Source organism: Chryseobacterium formosense, from assembly GCF_900116415.1.
GTDB classification, from domain to species: domain Bacteria; phylum Bacteroidota; class Bacteroidia; order Flavobacteriales; family Weeksellaceae; genus Chryseobacterium; species Chryseobacterium formosense.
The window spans coordinates 637,381-663,483 of record NZ_FPAP01000001.1; the positions used below are offsets into that span (position 1 = coordinate 637,381).

General features: G+C 34.1%; 21 protein-coding genes. 16 read left to right on the forward strand and 5 right to left on the reverse strand.

The window, feature by feature from the left end:
* Positions 1 to 2: 2 nt before the first annotated feature.
* The 3 genes from BM371_RS02980 to BM371_RS02990 are packed head-to-tail and all read left to right on the forward strand — an operon-like array spanning position 3 to position 3,792.
* Positions 3 to 2,060, forward strand: coding sequence for a M56 family metallopeptidase (locus tag BM371_RS02980; RefSeq protein ID WP_081874542.1), 2,058 nt, complete (start codon positions 3 to 5; stop codon positions 2,058 to 2,060).
* Positions 2,061 to 2,066: 6 nt separating this feature from the next.
* On the forward strand, positions 2,067 to 2,894 hold the full coding sequence (locus tag BM371_RS02985; RefSeq protein ID WP_034675660.1) for a GLPGLI family protein: 828 nt from the start codon (positions 2,067 to 2,069) through the stop codon (positions 2,892 to 2,894).
* A gap of 1 nt (position 2,895) precedes the next feature.
* Positions 2,896 to 3,792, forward strand: coding sequence for a GLPGLI family protein (locus BM371_RS02990; protein WP_034675662.1), 897 nt, complete (start codon positions 2,896 to 2,898; stop codon positions 3,790 to 3,792).
* Positions 3,793 to 4,018: 226 nt separating this feature from the next.
* On the opposite strand, the gene BM371_RS02995 is transcribed toward BM371_RS02990, so the two are convergent.
* From BM371_RS02995 to BM371_RS03015, 5 genes are all read right to left on the reverse strand, one after another.
* Positions 4,019 to 5,875, reverse strand: a complete 1,857-nt coding sequence (locus BM371_RS02995; RefSeq protein ID WP_034675663.1) for a M61 family metallopeptidase — start codon at positions 5,873 to 5,875, stop codon at positions 4,019 to 4,021.
* 66 nt (positions 5,876 to 5,941) lie between these two features.
* Positions 5,942 to 6,496, reverse strand: a complete 555-nt coding sequence (locus tag BM371_RS03000) for a hypothetical protein (RefSeq protein WP_123947064.1) — start codon at positions 6,494 to 6,496, stop codon at positions 5,942 to 5,944.
* A 7-nt stretch (positions 6,497 to 6,503) separates the two neighbouring features.
* A complete protein-coding gene (locus tag BM371_RS03005; RefSeq protein ID WP_034675667.1) occupies positions 6,504 to 8,135 on the reverse strand; it encodes a M1 family metallopeptidase in 1,632 nt (543 codons plus the stop codon).
* 139 nt (positions 8,136 to 8,274) lie between these two features.
* Positions 8,275 to 9,096: a twin-arginine translocase subunit TatC gene (gene tatC, locus BM371_RS03010; RefSeq protein WP_177225339.1), complete on the reverse strand. Its 822-nt coding sequence runs from the start codon at positions 9,094 to 9,096 to the stop codon at positions 8,275 to 8,277.
* 119 nt (positions 9,097 to 9,215) lie between these two features.
* Positions 9,216 to 10,175 carry a KpsF/GutQ family sugar-phosphate isomerase gene (locus tag BM371_RS03015; protein ID WP_034675670.1) on the reverse strand — a complete coding sequence of 320 codons (960 nt, stop codon included), beginning with the start codon at positions 10,173 to 10,175 and terminating at the stop codon, positions 9,216 to 9,218.
* A 146-nt stretch (positions 10,176 to 10,321) separates the two neighbouring features.
* Between BM371_RS03015 and recQ the strand changes: the two genes are divergently transcribed.
* The 13 genes from recQ (at position 10,322) to BM371_RS03080 (ending at position 25,653) form a co-directional block, all read left to right on the forward strand.
* The gene (gene recQ / locus BM371_RS03020) at positions 10,322 to 12,526 is read left to right on the forward strand and encodes a DNA helicase RecQ (RefSeq protein ID WP_034675673.1); all 2,205 of its coding nucleotides are present in this window, start codon (positions 10,322 to 10,324) and stop codon (positions 12,524 to 12,526) included.
* A gap of 18 nt (positions 12,527 to 12,544) precedes the next feature.
* Complete coding sequence (locus tag BM371_RS03025; RefSeq protein WP_034675675.1) at positions 12,545 to 12,793, forward strand: hypothetical protein; 249 nt, start codon at positions 12,545 to 12,547, stop codon at positions 12,791 to 12,793.
* Positions 12,781 to 13,104 carry a hypothetical protein gene (locus BM371_RS03030; RefSeq protein ID WP_034675677.1) on the forward strand — a complete coding sequence of 108 codons (324 nt, stop codon included), beginning with the start codon at positions 12,781 to 12,783 and terminating at the stop codon, positions 13,102 to 13,104. Before BM371_RS03025 ends, BM371_RS03030 begins: the two co-directional genes overlap by 13 nt.
* A 33-nt stretch (positions 13,105 to 13,137) precedes the next feature.
* The gene (locus BM371_RS03035; RefSeq protein WP_034675679.1) at positions 13,138 to 14,223 is read left to right on the forward strand and encodes a glycosyltransferase; all 1,086 of its coding nucleotides are present in this window, start codon (positions 13,138 to 13,140) and stop codon (positions 14,221 to 14,223) included.
* Positions 14,224 to 14,282: 59 nt separating this feature from the next.
* Positions 14,283 to 14,633, forward strand: a complete 351-nt coding sequence (locus tag BM371_RS03040; RefSeq protein WP_034675682.1) for a hypothetical protein — start codon at positions 14,283 to 14,285, stop codon at positions 14,631 to 14,633.
* Between the two features lie 203 nt (positions 14,634 to 14,836).
* The gene (gene lpdA, locus BM371_RS03045) at positions 14,837 to 16,240 is read left to right on the forward strand and encodes a dihydrolipoyl dehydrogenase (RefSeq protein WP_034675685.1); all 1,404 of its coding nucleotides are present in this window, start codon (positions 14,837 to 14,839) and stop codon (positions 16,238 to 16,240) included.
* 138 nt (positions 16,241 to 16,378) lie between these two features.
* A complete protein-coding gene (locus BM371_RS20480) occupies positions 16,379 to 16,990 on the forward strand; it encodes an FEKKY domain-containing protein (protein ID WP_051882749.1) in 612 nt (203 codons plus the stop codon).
* Between the two features lie 143 nt (positions 16,991 to 17,133).
* Complete coding sequence (locus tag BM371_RS03055; RefSeq protein WP_051882751.1) at positions 17,134 to 18,006, forward strand: DUF4476 domain-containing protein; 873 nt, start codon at positions 17,134 to 17,136, stop codon at positions 18,004 to 18,006.
* A 289-nt stretch (positions 18,007 to 18,295) separates the two neighbouring features.
* Positions 18,296 to 19,120, forward strand: a complete 825-nt coding sequence (locus BM371_RS03060; RefSeq protein WP_034675688.1) for a CvfB family protein — start codon at positions 18,296 to 18,298, stop codon at positions 19,118 to 19,120.
* Between the two features lie 149 nt (positions 19,121 to 19,269).
* Positions 19,270 to 19,863 (forward strand): TetR/AcrR family transcriptional regulator, encoded by a 594-nt coding sequence (locus BM371_RS03065; RefSeq protein ID WP_034675691.1) that lies wholly within the window; start codon positions 19,270 to 19,272, stop codon positions 19,861 to 19,863.
* Positions 19,864 to 19,956: 93 nt separating this feature from the next.
* Positions 19,957 to 21,309, forward strand: a complete 1,353-nt coding sequence (locus BM371_RS03070; RefSeq protein WP_034675694.1) for a TolC family protein — start codon at positions 19,957 to 19,959, stop codon at positions 21,307 to 21,309.
* Between the two features lie 87 nt (positions 21,310 to 21,396).
* Entirely contained in the window at positions 21,397 to 22,458 is a 1,062-nt protein-coding gene (locus tag BM371_RS03075; RefSeq protein ID WP_034675696.1) for an efflux RND transporter periplasmic adaptor subunit, read from the forward strand.
* 6 nt (positions 22,459 to 22,464) lie between these two features.
* Positions 22,465 to 25,653, forward strand: coding sequence for an efflux RND transporter permease subunit (locus BM371_RS03080; RefSeq protein ID WP_034675698.1), 3,189 nt, complete (start codon positions 22,465 to 22,467; stop codon positions 25,651 to 25,653).
* Positions 25,654 to 26,103 lie beyond the last annotated feature (450 nt).

Sequence of the window (26,103 nt, forward strand, 5' to 3'; positions counted from 1 at the left end):
TCATGGAAACCATAATCTACTGTCTTAAAGTACTTGTCTGCTCCGGAGTGATGTATGCTTATTACTTATTCTTCCTGAAAGACAAGACCTTTCATCATTACAACAGATTTTATCTTTTGTTATTGGTTGTGGTTTCCCTGATTTTACCGTTGTTAAAAGTTGAATATTTTACAATTGAACTAAACGATAAAGTTTTTTTAATTTTTAATAAGTTTCAAACCTTTACAGAAATAAAAAAATCAGATGATGAAAGTAAATTATTAGATTATATTCCATTTTTAATCTTCATCATTGCGGCTGTTTTAATGACTAAAATTCTTCTTGGAATTATGAAGATCAACCGCCTGAAAAGTAAATTTACCCCGGAAAAAATTAATGGAATTAATTTTTATCAAACCGATTTACATGATGCGCCTTTTTCTTTCTTTAAAAACCTTTTCTGGAAAGACAGCATTATCATACAATCTGATCTTGGAAAACAGATTTTGAAACATGAAATGGTTCACATTGAACAAAAACATTCTTATGATAAGATTTTTATTGAAATCATTTCGTCAGTTTTCTGGTTTAATCCTGTTTTTCATATTATTAAAAAAGAAATCAGTTTAATACATGAATATCTGGCTGATCATAAAGCGGTAAAGAAATCGGATACTAAGACGTTCGCTGAAATGCTTTTAGCGAGCCATTTTTCAGGGAATATATTGCCGGGAACAAGCCCGTTCCTTAATTCAAATCTTAAAAAAAGACTCAAAATGATACAAAAACCAAAGACAAAATATGCGTATGCAAGACGTTTTTTTGCACTACCGATCATGTTTTCTGTTGCATTCGCCTATATGGTAAACGCTAAAAATAAGGAAATAGAAAAGCAGAACGAGCAAATTGAAACCATTGCTGATTTTATAAATAATAAGGAAGAGAGTTTATATTCAAAAGATACTTTAGCTGACAATGAAATTACTGGATATAAGACCAATGATATTTTCATTTTTGATGGCAAGAAAATAAGTCAGGAAGATTTTTTGCAGAAAAAAAATGAATTTGAAAATAACAATAACTACTATTTTACAACTAATAAAAATTTTTTAGATAAAGGTTTACCGGTTATTTATGTTGGCGGAAAAAATAAAAATGTAAAAAAAGACGATCAGTTTATCGGGAAAATTGTTGCTGTTGTCTGGGATACTCCCGCTGCCGAAAAAATAAAATATGATTCTAAAGCCAACGATATTCCTTTTGAAGAACAGTTGAAAAATGCAGATGAAAAAGCTTTGTATATCATCAATTCTGATCTGGTAAACAAAGAGAATTTTGAAAAATATTATACTCAGAATAAAGATAAGGTCGCATTTAGTTCAAGCTCTCACCTGATGAATGATAAAGATCACTGGGTTTTCGGAGAAAGAGAACAATATGGTGTTTTTCAGGCACATGACTTATCAGAAATGAATGAAAAAAAAGCTGAGAAATTTCATCAACTGGTAAAAAAGATCAATCCGAAATGGTATTACGAGCAATACATCAATCAAAAGTACACGGCTCTTGAGAATGAAAGAAAAATACAGAACGGTGAAAAGGAAAATATAGGAAAAGTAAGTGTAGAAGAAGTAAAAGTTTCTTCTAATAAAAGAGATTATGATAAAGAACCTTTAACCCAAACTGAAATTAATGAACTGAGAGAAGATGCGAAAAAACTTCAGGCTAAAGTAGAGAAACAATCTCAGATAGAAAGAGCTAATATGATTATTTTCAAAGCGGATATTATTGCTTCTTATGTTACAAATAAAGAGGTACCTCCTGCAAAAGATTATAGTAACAATACAGCAATAAAAACCAATAACATGGTAATGCCTTTGGTGGATGGTAAGTTTTTTATTGATGGAAAAGAATATTCAAAAGAAGAAATAAAAAATTATATGAAAGGTTTTGAGGAAGATATGTTTAATAAAACTACTGCTTCATCAAAAGCACCTTTCAGATCTGTAAAAATGTACAGAACTCCTTATGGAGATAAAGGTTTTTCAAGATTGGATAAAGTAGAATTTTTCACAAAATAAATTTTAATGAAACTAATAACCATTTTTACTATATTCCTAATTAGCATCGGAACGCAGGCGCAGAATAAACGTTTTACTTACGAATATAAGTTTATTCCCGACTCAACCAATGTTTCAGAGGTGAAAACTGAAATGATGAATCTCGATACTTCACCTTCAGGCTCTAAATTTTACAGCTACACGGTTTATCATTCGGATTCTATTGCCAAAATCGATTTAGAAAAACAATTGGCTGCAACGGGAATGATCAATATTAAAGCTGATTCCAGAAAAGGCTTGGTAAGATACACGGTATCTAAAAAATATCCTAAATATGAAATCTTTCTTCACAACAGACTTTTAATGGATAAATACAGAATTGCAGATGATAGACCTATTAATTGGAAAATCAGTTCAGACAAACAGAAATTTGGAGAATGGAATGTACAGAAAGCCGAAGCCGATTTTGCCGGAAGACACTGGATTGCCTGGTTTACAGCGGAAATTCCCATTCAGGACGGACCTTATAAATTCCGCGGGCTTCCGGGGTTGATTGTAAAACTGGAAGATCAGAAAAAATCTCATGTTTTCACTTTACAGGGGATCAAAAATATTGATTCGATTCCGAATGATGTTTTCGACTCAAAAGAAATTGCAATCAATTTAAAACAATACGATAAACTGATAAAAGACTATGAAAATGATCCTACCAAAGGTTTAAAGCAAATGCAGATGGGTGGAATGACCATGATTATGAAAGATGGCACAGGTAGTCAAATGAAAGGTCAGGAAGAACGGCTAAAAGCCAGTATAAAAAAGGATAATAACAGAATAGAACTTAATACAACGAAATAAGATGAAAAAAATATCATTACTAATGTCTTTGATGATCGGTTTTTGTGTTTTTGCGCAAAATAGGTTTTTCTACGATTACAAATTCATTCCGGACTCTACCGACAGATCCAAAGTTCTGAATGAGGTAATGCTTCTGGATATTGATAAAACAGGCTCAAAATATTACGGTCAGCAAAAATTCATAGCTGACTCTACTTCCCGGGCCGATCTGGAGAAGCAGCTGAAATTAAGTCCGAATAATATCAGCATGAACAGAAGAGATAAACCGGGACAGGTGAATTATAAGGTTACAAAAGAGTATCCTGATTTCAAAACCCACCTGTTTACAAATATTTCTTCCGATAGCTATAAAGTAGAAGAAGATAAAAAACCGGAATGGAAAATTCTTCCCGACAAACAGAAAATAGGAGAGTATAATGCCCAAAAAGCAACTACAAAATATGGTGGAAGAGAATGGACGGCGTGGTTTTCTACAGATTTACCTTTCCAGGATGGACCTTATAAATTTTACGGACTTCCGGGACTAATTGTTAAAATTGAAGACAAAACAGGTTCGCATTCTATGACGCTTGTCGGGAATAAAACCATTCAGTCTACGGTAACAAAGGAACTCGATCTTCCTCAGGGAATTCAGCTTTATGGAATGGGAGGAAAGGAAATCGAGATCAATAAAGCCCAGTTCAAAAAAGTTTGGAAAGCCTACAAAAATGATCCTACAAAGAATATGCGCGAAATGATGTCGAAAAATTCGGACACCAACAGAATTGTATTTAAAACAAAAACTACGGATGGAAGAGAAATTTCAGACCCGAATCAGGTATTCAGAGAAATGGAAAAGAATGCAAAAGAAGGCTTCAAAAAGAACAATAATTCTATAGAGCCGGAATTGTATAATTAGTTGTTGGGTTTTAGTTGTTAGTTTTTAGATTAATTTGATTCAACATATAAAAATAGACTATTAAATTTTTTCAGAAACTGTAAAATCTCATTCATAATAAAACAAGCGAGGAAATTTTTCCTCGCTTGTTTTTATTTTAAATTCTTTGAATAATATAATTTTTGATTTTTACATAGGATGTCAAACATCAACTATCAACCAAAAACGATCAACAACTTAAATTAACTTACTTTTTTCCAGTTAACCACTGATCCTGAAGTTTTTGCTCTGCACGAGTAGGATTGGCTTTAAACTGAAGTGTTTCCATCGTCATTTTATCTAAAATTGCTTTTCCTTTCAAATCAATTTTATCCATTTTATCACCATTTTTACGAAGAACGGTTACTGTAACGTTTTGTCCTTCTTTGATCGATTGCGCGTAGGCAATAAATTCCTGTGCATTCTGAATGTTAATTGTTTTTCCGTCTAAAGCAACTACTTCATCTGTAATTTTATACCCTATGCTTTTCGAAAAAGGAGAAAGTGCAGAATGCTCATCAAATACAAAAGCATTATTTTTCTCGTTATAGCCTGTTTGGGTAGGATCTTTTATAAACCAGAAAATCGGCGGCGTTTCCTGCTTGCTGATTTCAACACCTACCTGACTCAGGTATTCTGCATACGGAGTCGGCTGACTTCCTGCAATATATTTGTTATAAAAATCTTTTACCTGCGGATATCCTGTAATGGTTACCAGTTCATCAATTAATTTATCATCTTTAAATGGTTTATTTTCACCAAATCTTTGAGACAGTTTTCGGATCATATCACGATACCCCATTTCTCCGTTTGATAATTTTCTCAGCTCAATATCAAGACACATGGTAAGAAGTGCTCCTTTTTCATAAACATTTCTGTACTGATCTTTATACTGATCCTGAAGAATGTTTTTACTCATCACCGTAAAAGGCATGGTATCATTATAGCTTTTAGAGTTTTTGATTTTGTCACTGATTCTCTGTAAAAACTGATCTTTGGTAATCAAACCTTCCTGAATCTGGAATAAGTTGGCAAAATATTCGGTTCCGCCTTCATACATCCAAAGATGCTGAGACATTTTCGGATCTGCATAATCGAAATAATGAATTTCTTCAGAATGCGTCTTTAAAGGATTTACCGTATGAAAAAACTCGTGAGAAACTACGTCTACGATCGATTCATCAATGGCTTCTTTCGGCATCATCTCATGCAGAACAACACTTGTCGATTCATGATGTTCCAATGCTCCGAAACCTTTGATCTGCGGACCTTGAGTTCCTGCAAGATAAAGCATGATCGCATATTTTTTATTGGTATTCATGTCTCCCAAAAATTTCTTCTGAGCAACCACCATTTTTTCTAAATTATCTTTAAAATCTGCCGCTTTATATTTTCCGGTCGGTGAATAAACGCCCAAAACCAAATCCATTCCTCCAGCGTTGAAGGTGATATAATCGGGTTTTGAATACATTAATGGAGAATCTGTCAGTTTAGCATAGTTCGCTAATGTGAAAGTATCTGTTGCTTCAGATTTATCCTGATCAACCAAAGCTGTCGTTCCATAGAAATCATTAGGCTTCTGAATCACCAACTGATACGGAACATCCTGCATATTGTCGATATAACCTACAAAACCATGGGTATTGATTAAATAAACTTTCCCTTCCTCGATGTCAGTTCCGGAAGGAGAAAATACGGCTTTATGTTTATCTGTTTCGTTTTCTTCGTCAAAACTGTCGTTAACGAAATACGTGATTTTGGTTAAAGCTTTTGCGTTTTTCAATGAATAGGTATTGTCATTTACTTTGGTAAAAGCCAGCTCTTTTCCTTTGTTATCTAAAAATTTTATTCCTTCTACAAATCTTCCGTAATCATCTACAGAATATGTTCCGGGAACCGTTTTTGGAAAATGAAACTTCACATCATTTGATTTCATTTTCGGAAATTCCATCGTTACGGCAACTTTATCGTCTTTTACATTGACCAGATCAATGTTTGTTTTGATCGACTGTGCCTGAACGAAAGCTACAGCCAGAATTCCTAAGCTTATTGCTATTTTTTTCATTAGGTTTAATTTATAGATAAGTAGTTGACATTAAATTGAATTTGTTACAGAAGTTTCTATGAAAAATTATTTTTTCTTTAAAAAATTTTCTACTTCAGTAAAGTAGTCAGAACCGTAATACTTCAAAAATTCTCCGTTTGGCTTTAGAATGAAAAATGCTCTACAATTTTCTTTCAGATTAAAAACAGTTTGATCGAAAAAGCCAGAATCCTGAATGAAATTTTTTCTTTTTTCAAACCTTTCTTTGTTCAATGATTCTTCTGTGAAGACGAAAAAGTCAGTCGCATCATATTTTTTACTCATTCGTGATGAAATATTAATAGAATTGTCAATCACTGTTTGGGCATCTTTCTCAATGAGACCATATTCATAACAATTTTTTCCATACTGGTAAAAATTAATAAGCACTGATTTTTTTTCATCAATTTCTACTTTTAACTCATTAACAATTAAAGTTCTGATTTGTATTAATTGCTCAGAATCTAATTTACCATGAAATTTTTTGCGGCTTAATGAATAGCTTTCATTAAATTTTGTATTTACTTTCTCATGTTTCTTTTGTGCATTACAAGTAAAAAAGAAATTCAATATAATAATTGATGATAAAAACTTTAATTTCATATGTGTTTTAGTTAACTTTCTTATATCTGATATAATAATTCTTGTTAAACCATACCGGATTTGAATTTTTAAGCTTTAAGCTTTGCCATGATTCAGTCGGAGAAATTATCTCATCAGCAAATCTTATCGGAAGATTCAGATTTTTTACCACATTGGTATAGCGGTATTTTAGTTCATTTCCGTTCTGAGAATATTCCAAAACAGGAACGTCAACAGTTCTTAAATATTGATTGAAAACAGTCGAAAAATCAAATCCAGCCTTCTCGGAAATGTATTTCTCCACTTGTTCGGTTGTAACGGTCTGATGATAAAAATCTTTATTCAAACCTCTCAGAATGTGTCTGAATTTTACATCATCATTGATGATTTGTCGCATTGTGTGAACCATACTTGCACCCTTTGCGTACATATCGCCACTTCCTTCGTTTCTCACGCCATATTTCCCGATGATAGGAACATCATTTAATATATTGTTTTGAATTCCCTGCGCATACAGATCCCCTGCCTTTTTGTGGATATAGCTTTCTGAGAAAAGAACTTCAGAATAATTGGTAAATGCTTCATGAATCCACATATCTGCCTGATCTTTTGCGGTAATACTGTTGGCAAACCATTCGTGTCCGCTTTCATGAATGATGATGAAATCCCATTGTAATCCGACACCTGTTTCTGAAAGATCTCTTCCCAAATACCCATTCTGATACCCATTTCCATAGGCAACATTACTTTGATGCTCCATTCCCAAGTGCGGAGATTCAACCAATTTGTAAGAATCTTCATAAAATGGATACGGTCCGAACCAATATTCAAAAGATTTCAACATCGGTTTTACCTGCTGAAACTGTTTTTTTGCTTTATCTAAATTATAGTCTAAAACCCAATAGTCAAGGTCTAATTTTCCTTTTTCTCCTTCATAAGAATCTTTAAAATTCACATATTTTCCAATACTTGGAATGATAGAATATGCATTGATCGGATTTTTAACTTCCCACGTAAAAATGTTCTTGTTATTTTCTGTTTTCTGATTGATTAATCTTCCGTTTCCGACACCAACTAAATCTTTAGGAGTAATAATTTTTATTACAATCCCCGAATCGGGTTCATCACTCCAGATGTCTTTGGTTGGTAACCAGACAGATGCTCCAATCCCTTCGTCGGCAACACTTATCCACGGATTTTCTTTTTCATCGTTTTTAAAAATCCAGCCTCCGTCCCAAGGTGCATTTTTAGCAATGACGGGATTCCCGGAATACATTACATCAATTGTATATTTTTCTCCTTTTTTAAAAGATGTATTGGCAGATATGAAAATAAAATCTCCCTCTCTTTTAAAATTACCGATTGTGGGAAAGCTGCATTTAATTTTATCTGCTTTCATAGGTTGTTGCAGATCAATCTGAAAAATAGGATTTTTTATGTCTTTTAGAATTTCAAAACTAATGATATTGTTTCCTTTAATGCTTTTCTGTTCGAAATCTGGTTCTACAGACAAATCATATTTTTTTACATCCCAAAAATTTCGGAATTGGGTATTTGAACCTTTTAAAGTATCTTCTTTGGTAAATGTTTTATTCTGCTCAAAAAACTGTCCGAAAGCAATGCAGGAAATCAATAAAAGCGAGTGTGAAATTTTTTTCATTTGGTGATGAAATTAGACTTTCGTCAAAATTAAAGAATATTATTAATAATAATCGAGTTTTATTAATGATGTTAATGTTTACGGCGCAAAAATCGAAGATTTTTGCGCCGTAAACTGTTTATTGAAGTGAAAAGTAATGCTAAACTTTCTGCACCGCAGCTTCTCTTTTCTGAACTTTTTTGTAGGTGTAACCACACATTATGATACTGAATTCATATAATAAAAGTAATGGTAAAGCCGCCATAATCATGCTTAAAACATCTGCAGGAGTAATAATTGCAGCAACCACCATTATCAAAACAATAGCATGCCTTCGATATGTTTTCATGAATTTAGGATTGAGAATTCCGATGTTGGTTAGGAAATAAATAAGAACCGGAAATAAAAATACAACGCCCATTCCCAAAACCACCTGCAGAAACAGTGTAGTATAATCACTCAAATCGTACAGTGGAATAATAATATCTGAAATTTTAAAGATAACCCCAAAATTGACTGCAAAAGGTAAAATCAGGAAATATCCGCATAAAACTCCGGTCATGAATAAAATCCAAACCGAATTAATAATGAAAATTGAGTTCTTTCTTTCATTCGGATGCAAAGCCGGACTGATAAATCGCCATAATTCCCATACAATGTAAGGAAAAGCAGCGACAATTCCACCAAAAATAGAAACCGCCATCATTACATTAAACTGTTGGTAAAGCCTTTGCACACGCACCGGAAATTCATCAGGCAAGGTAATGCTGTCTTCACCCAAAAGCCATCTTGAAAAATCATTCACCAGTTTGAAAGTCGGGAAATCGTTTCGGGTCGGCCCAAAGAAAATATGATCCATAATCCAGTTGATATTAAAACCAACCAAAATCGCAGCCACAATGATTGCAATAATAGAGCGGATCAAATGACCTCTCAATTCGCCAATATGTCCCCAAAAAGACATGTCTTTATCTTCGCTCACAGATAATTTTTTAAAGTTTCAAATTTAGAGAAAAAGTTTGTTATTCGTGATTCGAGCTACAAGTTTCGAGTTATTAATTTAATTCTATTGATTTACTATTATAAAACACGTATCTCCAATTAATTAATTCCTTCATCCAGTAATTTATGCAGATCAATAATTCCGAAATATTTTCCGTTTTCGGTTACAATAAGTTGTCCGATATTATTGTCTTTCAGAATTTTCATCGCTTCTTTTGCCAATGCGTTTCTCTCGATCGTTTTAGGATTTGCAGACATAATATCTTTCGCCAGAACTTTAGAAATATCATCACCCTTCATCAGCATTCTCCTTAAATCTCCGTCTGTAATTACTCCGATAATATTGCTTTCGTTTGTAACAACGGTGATTCCGTGTCGTGAGCTGCTTATAGAAATGATAACATCCTTTACCGTATCATTTTCTGTAACTTCGGGTTTCTGGGAAGAAAGAAAATCATCTACTTTTGAAATCAGGTTTTTACCTAAGCTTCCACCCGGATGGAATTTGGCAAAATCATTGGCTTTAAATTCATTCATTTCCATTAAAGCAATTCCCAAAGCATCACCAAGAGCCATCTGTAGCGTAGTAGAGCTTGTTGGCGCCAATTTAATCGGGCAGGCTTCCATGTCAACATGAGTGTCTAAAATTACATCTGAAAATTCCGCCAGCTTACTTTTTCGATTTCCGGTCATACCGATCAATGCAGAAGAATAATCTTTTAAATAAGGAATTAAATTGACAATTTCCGGAGAGTTTCCCGAATTAGAAATGCACAGAACAACATCCTGCTTCTGAATCACACCCAAATCACCATGAATGGCTTCCGATGCATGCAAAAATTGTGATGGAGTACCCGTAGAATTTAGCGTTGCAACGATTTTATTCCCGACATGAGCCGATTTTCCGATTCCTACAATGATGAGTTTTCCTTTTGTGGAATGAATAATTTCTACTGCTTTTACAAATTCGTCACCGATTCTTTCTTTCAATTTTTCAAGCTCAGAAATTTCTATGGTCAATGTATTTTTTGCAATTGAGATGATGCTGTCTCTATTCATTGTTATATCGTAATTAGAAAGCAAATCCTTAAAGATTTCAATTTATATTTAATATAAATAGATGTGTTAAAAAAATCTACTGTTTTTATTTTAGCTAAAAATTTTTTATCTTTGGATAAGATGCAAATTTAGCAATACAAAATTAGATGAGCGCAAAAAATGCCAATTTATCGAGCGAATTAAAAAAATACTTTGGGTTTTCTACTTTCAAAGGACAGCAGGAAGAGATCATCAAAAATCTCTTAGATGGAAAAGATATTTTCGTTCTAATGCCTACAGGGGGCGGTAAATCACTCTGTTACCAGCTTCCGGCTCTCATTTCTGAGGGTACTGCGATTGTCGTTTCCCCATTGATTGCGCTGATGAAAAATCAGGTAGATGCAGTCAACGGATTATCTTCAGAAAGTGGGGTTGCCCATGTTCTTAATTCATCCCTTAACAAAACCCAGACCAAACAGGTTTTTGATGATATAAAAAGTGGAAGAACAAAGCTATTGTATGTAGCTCCCGAATCATTAATTAAAGAAGACTATCTGGAATTTTTTAAAGATGTGAAAATTTCGTTCTTTGCTATTGATGAGGCGCACTGTATTTCAGAATGGGGACACGATTTCCGACCTGAATACAGAAATTTAAAACAGATTATCGATAAAATTGCAGATGTTCCTGTTATCGCTTTAACGGCGACTGCAACCCCGAAAGTACAGGATGATATCCAGAAAACTTTAGGAATGACCAATGCACTGGTTTTCAAAGAAAGTTTTAACAGAGCCAATTTGTTTTATGAAGTAAGACCAAAAGTCAATATCGATAAGGAAATAGTAAAATTCATTAATAAAAACAAAGGAAAATCAGGTATTGTTTACTGTTTAAGCCGAAGAAAAGTGGAAGAATTTGCACAGCTTCTTCAGGTAAACGGAATCAATGCACTCCCTTATCACGCAGGTTTAGATCAGAAAGTAAGGGTTGCCAATCAGGATAAATTCCTGATGGAAGAAGCTGATGTAATCGTTGCAACAATTGCTTTCGGAATGGGGATTGATAAGCCGGATGTACGTTTTGTAATCCACTATGACTTCCCAAAATCTCTGGAAAGTTATTACCAGGAAACTGGTCGTGCCGGTCGGGATGGCGGAGAAGGATATTGTCTTGCCTTCTATGATCCTAAAGATATTGAAAAATTGGAAAAATTTTTGGCTCAAAAGCCTGTTTCCGAGAGAGAGATCGGTTTGCAGCTTCTGAATGAAGTCGTTGGTTATGCCGAAACTTCAATGAGCAGAAGACAGTATATTTTGTATTATTTTGGTGAAAGTTTCGATCCTGTGAATGGTGAGGGAGCTATAATGTGTGACAACTCATCAAATCCTCCAAAGCTGAAAGATTCTACAAATGATCTTATAAAAGCGCTTGAGCTCATCAACGATACGCAGGAGAAATTTAAGTCTAAAGATTTAATATCTGTGATCACAGGCAAAGAAACTGCGGTAACCAAATCCTATAAGTTGGAGCAAAATCCTTATTTCGGTTTCGGAAAATCTGAAAACGATAACTATTGGAAATCAATTTTAAGACAAGCAACAGTTCAGAATTTTTTACAAAAAGATATTGAAACGTACGGTGTTTTAAAAATCGCAGAAAAAGGGAGAAAAGTTTTAAGCGGAGATTTTAAAGAACCTTTCCTTATTGCTGAAGACCGTGAATTTGACCTCTCACAAACCAAAGCAGAGAGCGATCAGGTGCAAATGCAGTCGAGTGGAGGTTTAGACCAGAATTTATTTACACTGCTTAAAGAGCTTAGAAAAAAGGTCGCCAAAAAACACGGAATTCCACCTTATACGGTTTTCATGGATCCGAGTTTGGAAGATATGACTGTTCAATATCCGGTTTCCGTTGACGAAATTGCAAAAATATACGGAGTAGGAGAAGGTAAGGCTAAAAAATATGGTAAAGAATTCGCTGATTTTATTGCCCAATATGTTGAAGATAACAATATAGAGCGAACTCAGGATATGGTTTTGAAGCAGGTTGCCAATAAATCAAGCCATAAAGTTTTTATCATCCAGAGCACCGATAAAAAGATTGATCTGGAAGATATTGCAAAAGCCAAAAATCTTTCGATGGATGATCTTCTGAAAGAAATGGAACGAATCGTTTATCAGGGAACAAAGTTGAATATCGATTATTACATTGAAGATAATTTTGATGAAGATATTGTAGACGGTTTCATGGAATTCATGAACGAATCTGAAAGCGACAGCATGAAAGTTTTGTTGGATGAATTCGGTGATGAATTGTCTGATGAGGAGGTTAGAATGCTGAGAATTAAATTTATCAGCGACGTTGCCAACTAAATTTTAAATCAGCTCAAAATGGAAAACCCAATTCATGAAGCGAAAAAAGAGCTTATTCGGTGGATCAAAGAGATGAATGATCTTGAAGATATTGCAGAATTACTTGAAATTAAGAATAAAAAAACTGCTGTTGATAAAGTTGCTGAACCCCAGGCTGAGTATGCTGTAAAAGATGATTTTGATGAAAGATTTGCGAAAGGAATCCCACATGATGAAATGAGAAGAAGAACGAGAGAATTTATTAAAAATTTGCCTTGGAAGAAATAATTGTCTACAAGGATAGATTCGAAAATGAAATTGATAAGTTATTTGAAGTTTTATTTGTGAATGAATATTTTGGTTTTGAGAATTCTGCTTTGAATTCTGTAGAGAAAATTTATGATTTCATTAAAAGTAATATTTCAAGACCTATCAATAGAAATTCACCATTGGCTTATCAGAAATTTGGCAAAAAGTTTATAAAATATAAAGCAAATAATAATACTTCTTGGTATATATTTTTTGATCAGAAAGGAAATAGATTTTTAGTAAACCACATCATAAATAACCACTCTCAAGATTTTCCTGAGTTGTTTTAAATGATTAAATTTATCATCAACTAATTTTTCAGGATGAATAAGAAAATTTCGGTCATATTTATTCTGCCGGATCTCGAAACCGGAGGTGCAGAAAGAATCATTACCACCATAGCAAATCATCTCTCAAGAGATCGTTTTGAGCCTAAGATTTTGCTTCTTCGCAAACAAGGCGGCTATCTTGATTTTCTTAAAAAAGATGTTGAGATTATCGATATTGATACCGAAAGAATAAGATATTCTCTGAAACCAATCCTTAAAGAAATTTACAAAAGGAAACCTGATATCGTTTTTTCAGGTTTTGGTGAAGTAAATGCTTATTTATCTTTATTTATCAAGCTTTTTCCGCGTACAAAATTTATTGCGAGAGAAACGAATGTGGTTTCTAAGCATGTGACGAGGAAAGAGATTAAGTTTTTCTACAGTTTTTACAATAATTATCAGCAAATCATTGCGCAAAGCGATGATATGAAGCAAGATCTTATTAGTAATTTTAATATTAAACAGGATAAAATTATTAAAATAAACAATCCCGTAGATTTTGATTTTATTGAAAACAAACTTAGGATTTCACAAAAACCTGAGTGTTTTAAACTCAATTATAAAAATGTAGTGGCGATAGGTAATTTATCCGCCAGAAAAGGTTTCGATAATCTGCTGAAAGTTTTCTCGAGGCTTAAAAACGAAAAAATTCTTCTGCATATTTTAGGTGATGGTAAAGACCGTGAAATTCTTCATCAGATGAAAGATTTTTTAGGTCTCAAAAATGTTATTTTTCACGGCAGACACGAAAATCCTTATCAGTTTCTGAAATTTGCCGATCTTTTTATTCTTTCCTCAAGATATGAAGGTTTTCCCAATGTTTTGTTGGAAGCCGGAGCTTGCGGAACGTATTCCTTAGCGAATAATTGTCCGGGAGGAATTAATGAGATTATTCAGCACAATACCAACGGTGAGATTGCCGATATAGAAAATCATGAAGACTTTTCGCAGAAGATCATGACGCTTCTGCACAGAGATTATGATGCTGAATCTATAAAAAATTCTATCAAATCGCGATTTTCAAAAGAAATTATTTTAGATCGGTATGAGAAAATTTTATTGGATTTGATGAAGAAATAATCATCTTTAATTTTCTTAAATTTGAGCTTGTAAAAATTCAAAAAAATATTTTTTCATTCATGAATAAAGTTCAAAAGCTGGGATGCATCTGCGAAAAACCTGAATTTCATCATACAGATTACAGAGAATCATTAATAGGTATTGATAAAACAAACGGAAGATATGCTGATGTAAGTCTTTTGCAATGTAAACTCTGCCAAAGAATCTGGATTAAATATCAAGTTGAATTTGAAAGTTTTTCAAAATCCGGAAGATGGTACAGAGGGATTATTTCAAAAAAAGAAGCGAATGCAATGGCTCCTGAAAATGCAGTAGAGTATCTGGAAAATATTGACTGGTACATTTACGGTGGTTCTTACTTTGAAAGTACAGGGAATTTTGGGCAAGGAAAATTAAATGTTGATTTATAATCTAAGCTTAAAACCAAGAGATCTATTGAAGATATTCTTATTAATTTTAAACTTAAAAATGTTTTCCATTAAGTAAACTTCCATCTTCAAGCTTCCATCTCCCTACTCTCAAAAACTTGATAAAACTCACTTGGGTGCGTGGTAATTAATCAGTAAATTTGTAAGGATTAATCAACTGAATAATAAATAAATTAAAATATAAAATGAGTCAATTTGATGTTACCGTAATCGGTTCCGGTCCTGGAGGTTATGTAGCGGCTATCCGCGCTGCACAATTAGGTTTCAAAACAGCAATTATTGAAAAATATTCTACGTTGGGCGGAACTTGTCTTAACGTTGGATGTATTCCTTCAAAAGCACTTTTAGACAGCTCTGAACATTTTGAAAATGCAAAACATAATTTCGAAAACCACGGAATTATCATCAACGAGCCAAAAGCAGACATTGCAAGAATGATTGCGAGAAAAAATGAAGTGGTAGAGCAGACTACAAAAGGTATTAACTTTTTGATGGATAAAAACAAAATCACTGTTTTTGAAGGTCTTGGAAGCTTTGAATCTGCTACTCAAATTAAAGTGACTAAAAACGACGGTTCTTCTGAAACGATCGAATCTAAATATACAATTATCGCAACAGGTTCTAAACCATCATCTTTACCTTTCATTACTTTAGATAAAGAAAGAGTAATTACTTCTACTGAAGCTTTAAATTTAAAAGAAATTCCTAAGCATTTGGTAGTAATCGGAGGTGGTGTAATCGGTCTTGAATTAGGTTCAGTTTATCTAAGACTAGGAGCTCAGGTTACTGTAGTTGAATTTATGGATAAAATCATCCCTACAATGGATGGAGCTTTAAGCAAGGAATTGACTAAAGTTCTTAAAAAACAAGGAATGAAGTTTATGCTTTCTACAGCGGTTTCAGCAGTGGAAAGAAACGGAGATTCTGTAAAAATTACAGCGAAAGATAAAAAAGGAGAAGAAGTTACGGTTGAGGGAGATTACTGTTTGGTTTCTGTTGGAAGAAGACCTTTCACAGACGGTCTTGCTCTTGAAAAAGCAGGTGTTGAATTAGACGAAAGAGGAAGAATCAAAACCAATGATCATTTACAGACAAACGTTGCAAATATTTATGCAATCGGAGATGTAATCAAAGGAGCAATGTTGGCTCACAAAGCTGAAGAAGAAGGAGTTTTTGTTGCTGAAACTTTGGCTGGGCAAAAACCTCACATCAATTATAACTTAATTCCTGGAGTTGTTTACACATGGCCTGAAGTTGCCGGAGTTGGTAAAACTGAAGAGCAATTGAAAGAGGAAGGTGTAGCTTACAAAATCGGAACTTTCCCAATGAGAGCTTTAGGAAGAAGCCGTGCAAGTGGAGATGTTGATGGTTTGGTAAAAATTATCGCTGATGAAAAAACGGATGAGGTTCTTGGTTTCCATATGATTGGAGCAAGAGCTGCAGATTTGGTTGCTGAAGGTGTAATGGCAATGGAATTCCGTGCAAGTGCAGAAGATATTGCAAGAAGTTCTCACGCTCACCCTACTTATGCAGAAGCTGTAAAAGAAGCTGCCTTGGATGCTACAGGGAAAAGAGCGCTTCACATGTAAGATTTGATTAAAAATATTTAATCATTTAAATATTTACAAAAAAGACTGCCTCAATTCGATGGCAGTCTTTTTTGTTGGTCAAAAGATTGTTTATAAATTAGTTAAAGAATAAATTTGTGAAACTGTAAAAAACAAATTTTGAAAAAAATATTATATCTGAATATTATTTTAATCGCCTTAATATTTGTTGCAAGTATTGCGATATTTTATAGCTATAATTTCCCAATACCTTTTGATTTTATCAGAAATTTTAAAGATTACGAAATACAATATGTTTTAATAATTTTACTAATAATTGGGTTTTTAGCTTCTCTAATTGCATCAGTTAAAATCAAAAAATATAATTTTAAAAATAAATTTCTTAGTATCTTTTTAATATTGAATTGTCTGTTTTTAGCATTTCTTGTTTTTAATGGAAGCTCAGAATATATTAAAAGAAAAAAAGCACTTACACTACTTGAAAATGAGTATATAAAACAAGCTAAAAAAGATATTGAAAATGATAAAGTGACCTATAAATTTGCAGGTGGACTTGCTGTTTCTGATTATAATGAAGAAACAGAAAATAAAATTGACAGTATTTACAAAAATTATGGTGTGACTTATTTTAATACAGGATGTATTATAGATTTTATGGATATCAAAGCTCAGGAAAAATATCAGGAAACTGTAAAACCCTATTTAATCAAAAGAAACGGAAAAAACTGGGAGGTGAAAATGAAATCTGAAATAGAAAAAATAAAAAACTGATTTTTGATTTTTTTGTTTGAATTTCGCTTGGATTCAATATTTTGAACAAGGTTAAAGCAATGAATTTTAAACTTTATTTTAATAGAAATTCTCGGTTTTTGGCATGAAAATAGAGCACGACTTCATTATAAAGTGAAATCATTATGAAAAGAATATCTACAGTTTGTGCGATCTTTTCCGGGCTATTATTTTTTGCGCAGGAAGCAGGAAAAGCAGGAGAACTTTTGAAAAACGAGGCTTCAAAAAGAGAAATGGAATCGTCTAAAATAGAAAGACTAAATTCACAAAATAACAATTCCGGAAATTCGGGATTTAGAAACCCGACGAATCAGAATAATCAAAACAAAAGACATGCGAATACAAATTATCAGTGGAATCAGAATTACGGTTATGCAGAAGTTTTTCTGAGAATTCCAGAACAAGGGCATTTCTCTGTTGAACTGGCAGATCAGATGATTGCTACTCATTCAGGTAGATACAGATTCTTTGACCTTCCATCGGGAAGAATTCCTATTTCAATTTATGATAACGGATTTTTAGTTTACAGAACAACTTTAAATGTGAGAAACAACAGCAGAATGGTTCTTGATTTTTTCACAAACGAAGGGCTGTATTTATTAGATTCTTATCCGATTCAAAACGATTATTATGGTTTTAATAACTGGAATGACGTTTGGAATAATCCTTATGCAAATTCAGGTAACAACGGTAATATCAATTATCCGAATGTGATGGATCATCAGACTTTCCAGCAATTTATGTCTGCCATGAAAAAAGATGCATGGTTTGATGATAAGAAAATTGCATTCATCAATCAGCAAGGTCGTCATGCGATGTTTACTTCGGAACAGATCAGTATTTTGGTAAAAGATTTGAGTTTTGATAAAAATAAAATTGCTTTGGCCAAATCACTATTTTCAAAATGTGTCGACAAGCAAAAATATTTTATCGTTGGCGATGCACTGGATTTTGAAAGCAGCAGACGAGATTTGATGGATTATATATCTAAAAATTAAAAATTTTTATTAATTCCGTTTTTTTACTCATTGTTTTTAACCGCAAAAGAAACAAAAGACTTTATGACAATTTATATTGTTCAAAAGCTGGCAAAAATAAATGAACATTTACATTTGTAGATTTTTTGTAATTTTTTTCAATCATATCTTTTGTTGCTTTTGCGGTAAAAATCTACACAATATTTTTTTTATTAAAGATAAAACTCATTTACTCTAACACTCTCCGACACAAAAACCCTGAAAACGCTCCAACTTATTTTCTTACCTTTGCATCCTAAATTTATCATTAATGCAACTCGGAAAAACTCAGACTTTAAAAATTTCAGAAAAAAATAATTCAGGATGGATCTTGACAGACGAAACGGGCGATAAAGCTTTTTTGTCTAAAGTTTTCATTCAGGATGAAAAAGAAGAAGGCGATGAAGTTGAGGTTTTCGTTTATCAGGATGATAACAAACTGAAGGCTACAACAGAAATTCCGTTGGCTGAAGTAGGAGAATTTGCGGTAATGAATTGTGTACAAAGTCTTCCGAGCGGTGCTTTTATGGATTGGGGAATTATCAAAGATTTGTTTATCCCATACAAACAGCAGAAATCTAAAATCATTGAAGGTAAAAGATATCTTGTTTACCTTTATGTGGATGAAAATTTAGAATTAATCACCGGGACAACGAAATTTAAAAGGAATCCGCAATATCAGGATTTACCTTTCCAGAAAGGAGATAAAGTGGATTTGTTGATGATGAACGAAAGCGAATTGGGCTGGAATGTCGTGATCAATAAAAAATATATTGGATTAATTTATTCTTCAGATGTTTATAAAAAGTTGTATCCTTTATCTGAAGAAGAAGGTTACATCAAAGAAATTCGTGAAGATGGTAAAATCGATGTTTCTCTTCAGCCGCAGGGTTTTGAAAACATCGATGAATTCAAGCAGAAAATCCTTAACAAATTAGAAGAAAATTTCGGCTTGCTGCATCTTTCAGATAAATCTTCTCCAGAAGAAATAAAAGATGAATTGCAGATGAGTAAAAAGAACTTCAAGAAAGCTTTAGGTGGTTTGTATAAAGATAAAATCGTCGATATTTTGGAAGATAAAATAAGACTGATATAGAATTAATCTCTCAAATAAAATTGAAATCCCGAACAATTGTTCGGGATTTTTTTGTGATAAATATCATTCAAAAATCATTAATTATTTTGTTTAACAATTTTGTCAAAACAAATGTTTGATATATATTTGCACAAATTTGTTTAACAAAAATGTCAAATCAAGCAAAAAAAGACCAAACCCAAGAGTTAATTAAGGAAACCACAAAGAATTTGTTCTTCGTGAAGGGTAAATTTGATGCTACTACGCAGGAAATTGCTGATGAGGCGGGTGTCAATAGAACGCTGATCAATTACTATTTCAGGTCAAGAGATAATCTTGTTCAGATTGTTTTCGAAGAAGCGCAGAAAGTAGAGAGAGAGAAATCTGAAGTGATTATGAATTCGGATCTTCCTTTCAAACAAAAAATTGCACAGTTTATTGAAGAAAGCCTTACAACGAGTCTTCAGTATCCATACCTGGAAACGTATATCGTTTCACAGATTAATAAAGGAAATTGCCAGAAAAGAGATATCGAAGATGATGAGCTTCAAAAGCTATATAAAGACATCGAGAAAGAAATGGAATTGGGAAACATCGAAACGATGAAACCCGTTCATTTTGTACTGAATATGATTGCCTTATTAGTTTTCCCGAGTGCTATCAGACCTTTATTTATGGAAAATTTGAATATCACGGACGAAGAGTTTGATAAACTCATTGCAGAGAGAAAAGATATCATTTTAAATATGCTTTTTAAGAAATAATTAATAAATCTTAAAGTAATTTAAAAATTGAATCGTCCTTTAAGAATAAAAGATTTAAACAAAGAAAACAAAAAATAAACGAAGTATAAAATTATGAACAGAAAACGTATAACTGCTAAAAAGCTCAAAATTGGTGTAGCTGCAGCATTTATGATGTTGGCCTCTTCATCAGCTTATGCACAACAGCAGATTTCTCTGCAGGAAGCCATTAAACAGGCGTTGCAAAATAAAGCTGAAGCTAAAAAAGCGGCTTTACAGATTAAAAAAGCGGAATACAAAATTGATGAAGCAAGATCAGGCGCATTACCACAGATCGGTGCAACTGCAGGAGTTACTTACAATCCGGTTATTCAGGAGTCATTACTTGAATTTGGCGGTGAAAGAATCAGAGCACAGTTGGGACAGGCTTGGCAATCGCAGGCTGTGGTAACTTTAAATCAGACTATTTTTGATCAAAGAGTTTTTACAGGCCTTAAAGCTGCAAAATCTACCAGAGAATTTTATGTTTTAAATGCTCAGTTGACCAACGAACAGATTATTGAAAATGTTGCAACGGCATACTATCAGGTTTTTGTACAGGAAGAAAATCTTAAAACTTTAAACGTAAGTTACACAAACACCGAAAAAGTAAGAAACGTTATTAAAAGCTTGGTAGATAATGGTTTGGCAAAAGGGATTGACCTGGATCGTACCAATGTTCAGTTAACAAATATCAGTTCAAGCAGACAGCAATTGGTGAATGCAGTGGAGCTTTCTAAGAATTCTTTGAAATTCTATATGGGAATTCCGATTGATACTGAAATTGAATTAGAAGAAAAAACAATCGAACCTCAGCCTCAGCTTTTGGCTGAAACCGTAAATCTTGAAGGCCGTTCTGAGCTTAAAGTTTTACAGAAAAACAGAGAGCTTTTAGTATTCAACAAAAAAGCAACTGAGGCATATCTTTATCCGACGGTAGCTTTGCAGGCAAACTACGGTTGGGCTGGAATGGGTAAAAAATTCCCGCTTACCAATGGTCTGAATAACGGAGTTCTCTGGAGCGACTATTCAGCAATCGGTTTGAATATAAACATTCCGATTTTCACCGGAGGTTCTACAAAATCTAAAATTGCTCAGGCGGAAATCGATATTCAGGATTTAGATCAGGATATTCAGAATACACAGCTTCAGCTTAGCCTTGAATATAAAAATGCAGTGACCAATATTGAAAATTCATTAATCAATATTGAAAGCATGAAAAACAACGTAACACTTGCAGAAAAAGTACAGAAAGATACACAATCTAATTATCAGTACGGCTTGGCAACACTTACAGAAGTTTTGGATTCTGAAAATGCATTAACAGATGCAAAACAGAATTATACCACTGCATTATTAGATTATAAACAGGCTGAAATTAAATTAATAAAAGCTAAAGGAGAACTCAATACTTTACAAAACCCATAAGAACATGAAATCGTCATGAATTGTAGCACAAAAACTTACGATAATGTGGCGATTGCATATGACCTTTAAAATAATAAATAACTCCATATGAAAAAAACTTTAATATATATCATCGTAGCGGCTGTACTTGTTGGTTTGGCAGCATGGAAAATTGCCGATAACAAAAAGAAGCAGGAAACCGAAGTAAAAGAAGTAGCAAAACAGGTTGACAAAATCAACGTAAACGTGATTACGGTTTCAAGAGAAAATATAGACACCGATTATACTGCAAACGGAACTTTTATTCCGAAGCAGGAATCTAATCAGTCTTCTGAGATTTCAGGACGTATTGTAAGCGTTTTGGTGAAAGAAGGTTCAAAAGTTGGCGCAGGTCAGGTTTTGGCAACCATCAAAAAAGATGCGATCGAAGTTGATGTTACGCAGGCTCAGAATAATTTGCAAAACGCAATTATTGATAATCAGCGTTATGAAAATGCCTTTAAAACAGGAGGTGTTACAAAACAGCAATTAGATAATTCAAGATTACAGCTAAAAAATGCTCAGGCTGCGGTAAGAGCTCAAGGTGTTAAAGTAAATGATACAAGCATCAGAGCAGGAATCAGCGGAATTATCAACAAAAAAATGGTAGAGCCGGGAATGGTGGTTTCTCCGGGAACAGCACTTTTCGAAATTGTTAATATCAATAGCTTAAAACTTTCTGTTTTAGTGGATGAAAGCCAGATCGGAAGAATCCAGCTAGGTCAGGAAGTATCAATTAATGTAAATGTTTTGCCGGATGATTCTTTCAGCGGAAGAATTACATTTATTGCTCCTAAAAGTGATGCTTCTTTGAATTTCCCTGTCGAAATCGAAGTTCAGAACAGAGGAAACCTAAAAGCAGGGATGTATGCAACAGCTACATTTAAAACCAATCACGGTGCAGAAACTCAGAATATGTTAACCGTTCCAGCAGAAGCATTCGTGAATGGAGTTAGCTCAGGTCAGTTATTTGTTGTAAGCAATGGAACTGCTAAAATGATTAAAGTTCAGACCGGAAAAGTTTACGGAGATAAAGTACAGATCCTAAGCGGATTAAATGGAGGTGAACAAGTCATTACAAGCGGACAGATCAATCTTGATAACGGTTCAAAAATCAATATCGTAAAGTAATAGAAGATGAAGTTAGCAGAAATATCCATTAAAAGACCGTCCCTTGTCATCGTATTGTTTACGATTCTGACTTTGGGAGGTTTATTAAGCTACTCCATGATGGGGTACGAGTTGATTCCGAAGTTTGAAACCAATATGGTTACCATTTCTACGGTGTATCCTGGAGCTTCACCTGCTGAGGTGGAAACTTCGGTAACCAGAAAAATTGAGGATGCCGTTGGTTCTTTGGAAAATGTAAAAAAAGTAGAATCCTCATCTTACGAAAGTTTATCGGTGATTATGGTTCAGCTGAATACAGGAGCTGATGTAAACTACGCTTTGAATGACGCTCAAAGAAAGGTAAACGCTATTTTGGCTGACCTTCCGGAAGATGCAGACCCACCTTCACTACAGAAATTCTCATTGGATGATTTACCGATCATGACGTTGAGTATTTCAAGTGATAAATTGAATAATAAAGAGCTTTATGACCTTTTAGATAAGAAAATCGAGCCGATTTTTTCCCGTGTAAATGGTGTTGCACAAGTTGATTTAGTTGGTGGACAGGAAAGAGAAATTCAGGTCAATTTAGATGAAAAGAAAATGCAGGGTTATGGCATTGCAATCGCAGATGTACAACAGGCAATTCTTTCATCCAACTTAGATTTCCCGACGGGGGCTTTGAAGACAAGAACGTCAAGATCGACGATCAGACTTTCCGGAAAGTATAGAAATGTTCAGGAGATGAATAATCTTGTGGTTTCCAATAAAGATGGAGCTCAGGTTAGACTTTCTGACATTGCCACGGTTTTCGATACTCAGAAAGATGTTGAGAAAATTGCAAGATACAATCAGTTACCAACTATTTTGCTTCAGGTAAAAAAGCAGTCTGACGCAAACGCAGTATCGGTTTCTGAATTGGTTCAAAAAACCATTGCTCAGGTTCAAGATAATTATAAAACGCAAGGTGTTAAAATCAACATTGTTGATGATACAACAGACTTTACATTAGAAGCGGCAGACCACGTAATCTTTGATTTATTCTTGGCGATTATCTTGGTAGCAGTAGTAATGTTATTATTCCTTCACAACATCAGAAACGCATTTATCGTAATGGTTTCTATCCCGATGTCTTTGATTGCAACGGTAATCGGAATGTATTTGATGGGATATACCTTAAACTTAATGAGTTTATTAGGACTTTCACTGGTTGTAGGTATCTTGGTGGATGATGCGATTGTAGTTTTGGAGAACGTGTACCGTCACATGGAAATGGGTAAAAGCAGAATCCGTGCAGCATACGACGGAGCTTCGGAGATTGGATTTACCGTAACGGCAATTACCTTGGTAATCGTTGTGGTATTCTTACCGATTGCGATGAGTTCAGGTTTGGTTTCTGATATCTTGGCACAGTTCTGTGTAACGGTAGTTATTGCAACGATGTTATCGTTACTGGCTTCATTTACGATCATTCCTTGGCTGTCTTCGAGATATGGTAAATTGGTACACCTTTCAGGTAAAAATCCTTTCGAGAAATTCATTCTTTGGTTTGAAAAACAATTGGAAAAATTCACACACTGGATTACAGGAATTTTAGAATGGGCTTTAAAAACAACTTTAAGAAGAATCATGACGGTGGTTGTCACTTTTATTATTTTGATTTCTTCATTCATGTTAGTGGCATTCGGATTTATCGGAGGTGAATTCTTCCCTAAAATGGATAGAGGACAGTTCCTTGTTCAGATGGAATTACCGAAAGACGCTTCTGTAGAAAAAACCAATCAGGTAACTCTTGCAGTTGAAAAATATTTGAGAGACGATAAAGATGTAGTCGATATGATTACTACGGTTGGTCAGCAGTCATCAGGTTTTGGTGGGGCTCAGGCTACACTGTATCAATCTGAAATTCAGGTAATCTTGGTTGATAAATCTGAACGTAACGAAAGTACAGATATTAAATCAGCGAAAATCAAAAGAGCTTTAGAAGAAAAATTCACCGGAGTTGAGTTTAAAACAGCGCCAATTGGATTAATGGGAGCGGATAACGCACCAATCGAAATGGTAGTAACGGCACAGGATAACGAAACGGCAAACAAAGAAGCGAATAGAATTCTAGAATTGCTTAAGAAAGTTCCGGGATCTGTAGATGCTGAATTATCAACCGATTCTGGAAACCCGGAAGTTCAGGTGAATATCGACAGAGACAAAATGGCTTCTTTAGGCTTAAATCTTTCTAGTGTAGGACAAACGATGCAAACGGCATTCAGTGGAAATACAGACGGAAAATTCAGAGCTGGGGAGTATGAATATGATATCAACATCCGTTTCGGAGATGCGAACAGACAGTCGATTGATGATGTAAGAAATTTGATGTTTACGAATCCTCAGGGAGAACAAATTAGATTGAGTCAGTTTGCTGACGTTAAAATGGGTTCAGGACCAAGTTTATTGGAGCGTAGAGATAAAGCACCTTCTGTAAAGGTAAAATCTAAAGTGGTAGGACGTCCTGTAGGTGACGTTGCTAACGAATGGGCAGCTCAGTTTATGGATAACGAGAAAACAAAACCTGCAGGTGTAAGCTACATTTGGAGTGGTGATATGGAAAACCAGACCGAAGGTTTCGGTACTTTAGGAATTGCGCTATTAGCAGCTATTGTATTGGTTTACCTGGTAATGGTTTCCTTGTATGACTCATTTGTTTATCCGTTTGTGGTACTGTTCTCAATTCCTTTGGCATTGATTGGGGTAATGGTTATTCTTGCAATCACCGGAAATTCATTAAACATCTTTACGATGTTGGGAATGATCATGTTGATTGGTTTGGTAGCGAAAAACGCGATTATGATTGTCGATTTCGCCAATATGAGAAAAGCAGCCGGTGCAAATACGCACGACGCTTTGATTCAGGCAAACCACGCACGTCTTCGTCCGATCCTGATGACAACGATTGCGATGATCTTCGGTATGATTCCGATTGCGATTGCAAAAGGAGCAGGAGCCGAGATGAACAACGGATTGGCTTGGGTAATCATCGGTGGTTTAACTTCATCATTATTCCTGACTTTGATTATCGTACCGGTAGTATATTCATTATTCGATTCAATTTTGAGAAGAATGGGTAAACATGAAAAACTGGATTATGAAGCTGAAATGAAAGCCGATTATGACCACAGAGAGTTAAGTGAAGACGGATTTACTCCAAAACACGTAGACTAATATAACAACCTTTAATTAACCTAAAAACCGCATCAGAAATGATGCGGTTTTTTATGTCATTGCGATGAGTGAAGCGAAGAAGCAATCTCAAAAGTAATCAAAATTTCAAATGAATTTAAGTATACTTGGTAAATCGCTGAGGTGCAAATTTTTTATCATTTATAAAGTATTTAAAGCGCAAGAAAATCAAATATTTTTAAAAATATAATGTAATAAAATCTTTGCGACTTTTCGCTTAACTAAAGACAATAAAAAAAGCTTCCAAATTAATCTGAAAACTTTAAAACATAATTCGCATAAAGTCCCAACGGGACGACTTTCTAAAGGATAGGATGCAAATCCTATTAATCCAACATCCAAAAACCAACGTCCATTAACCTTCCATCATTCATAAAAAAAAGTCAGATTTCTCTGAAAATTCCAGCAAAAATCCGACTTTAGAAACAAACT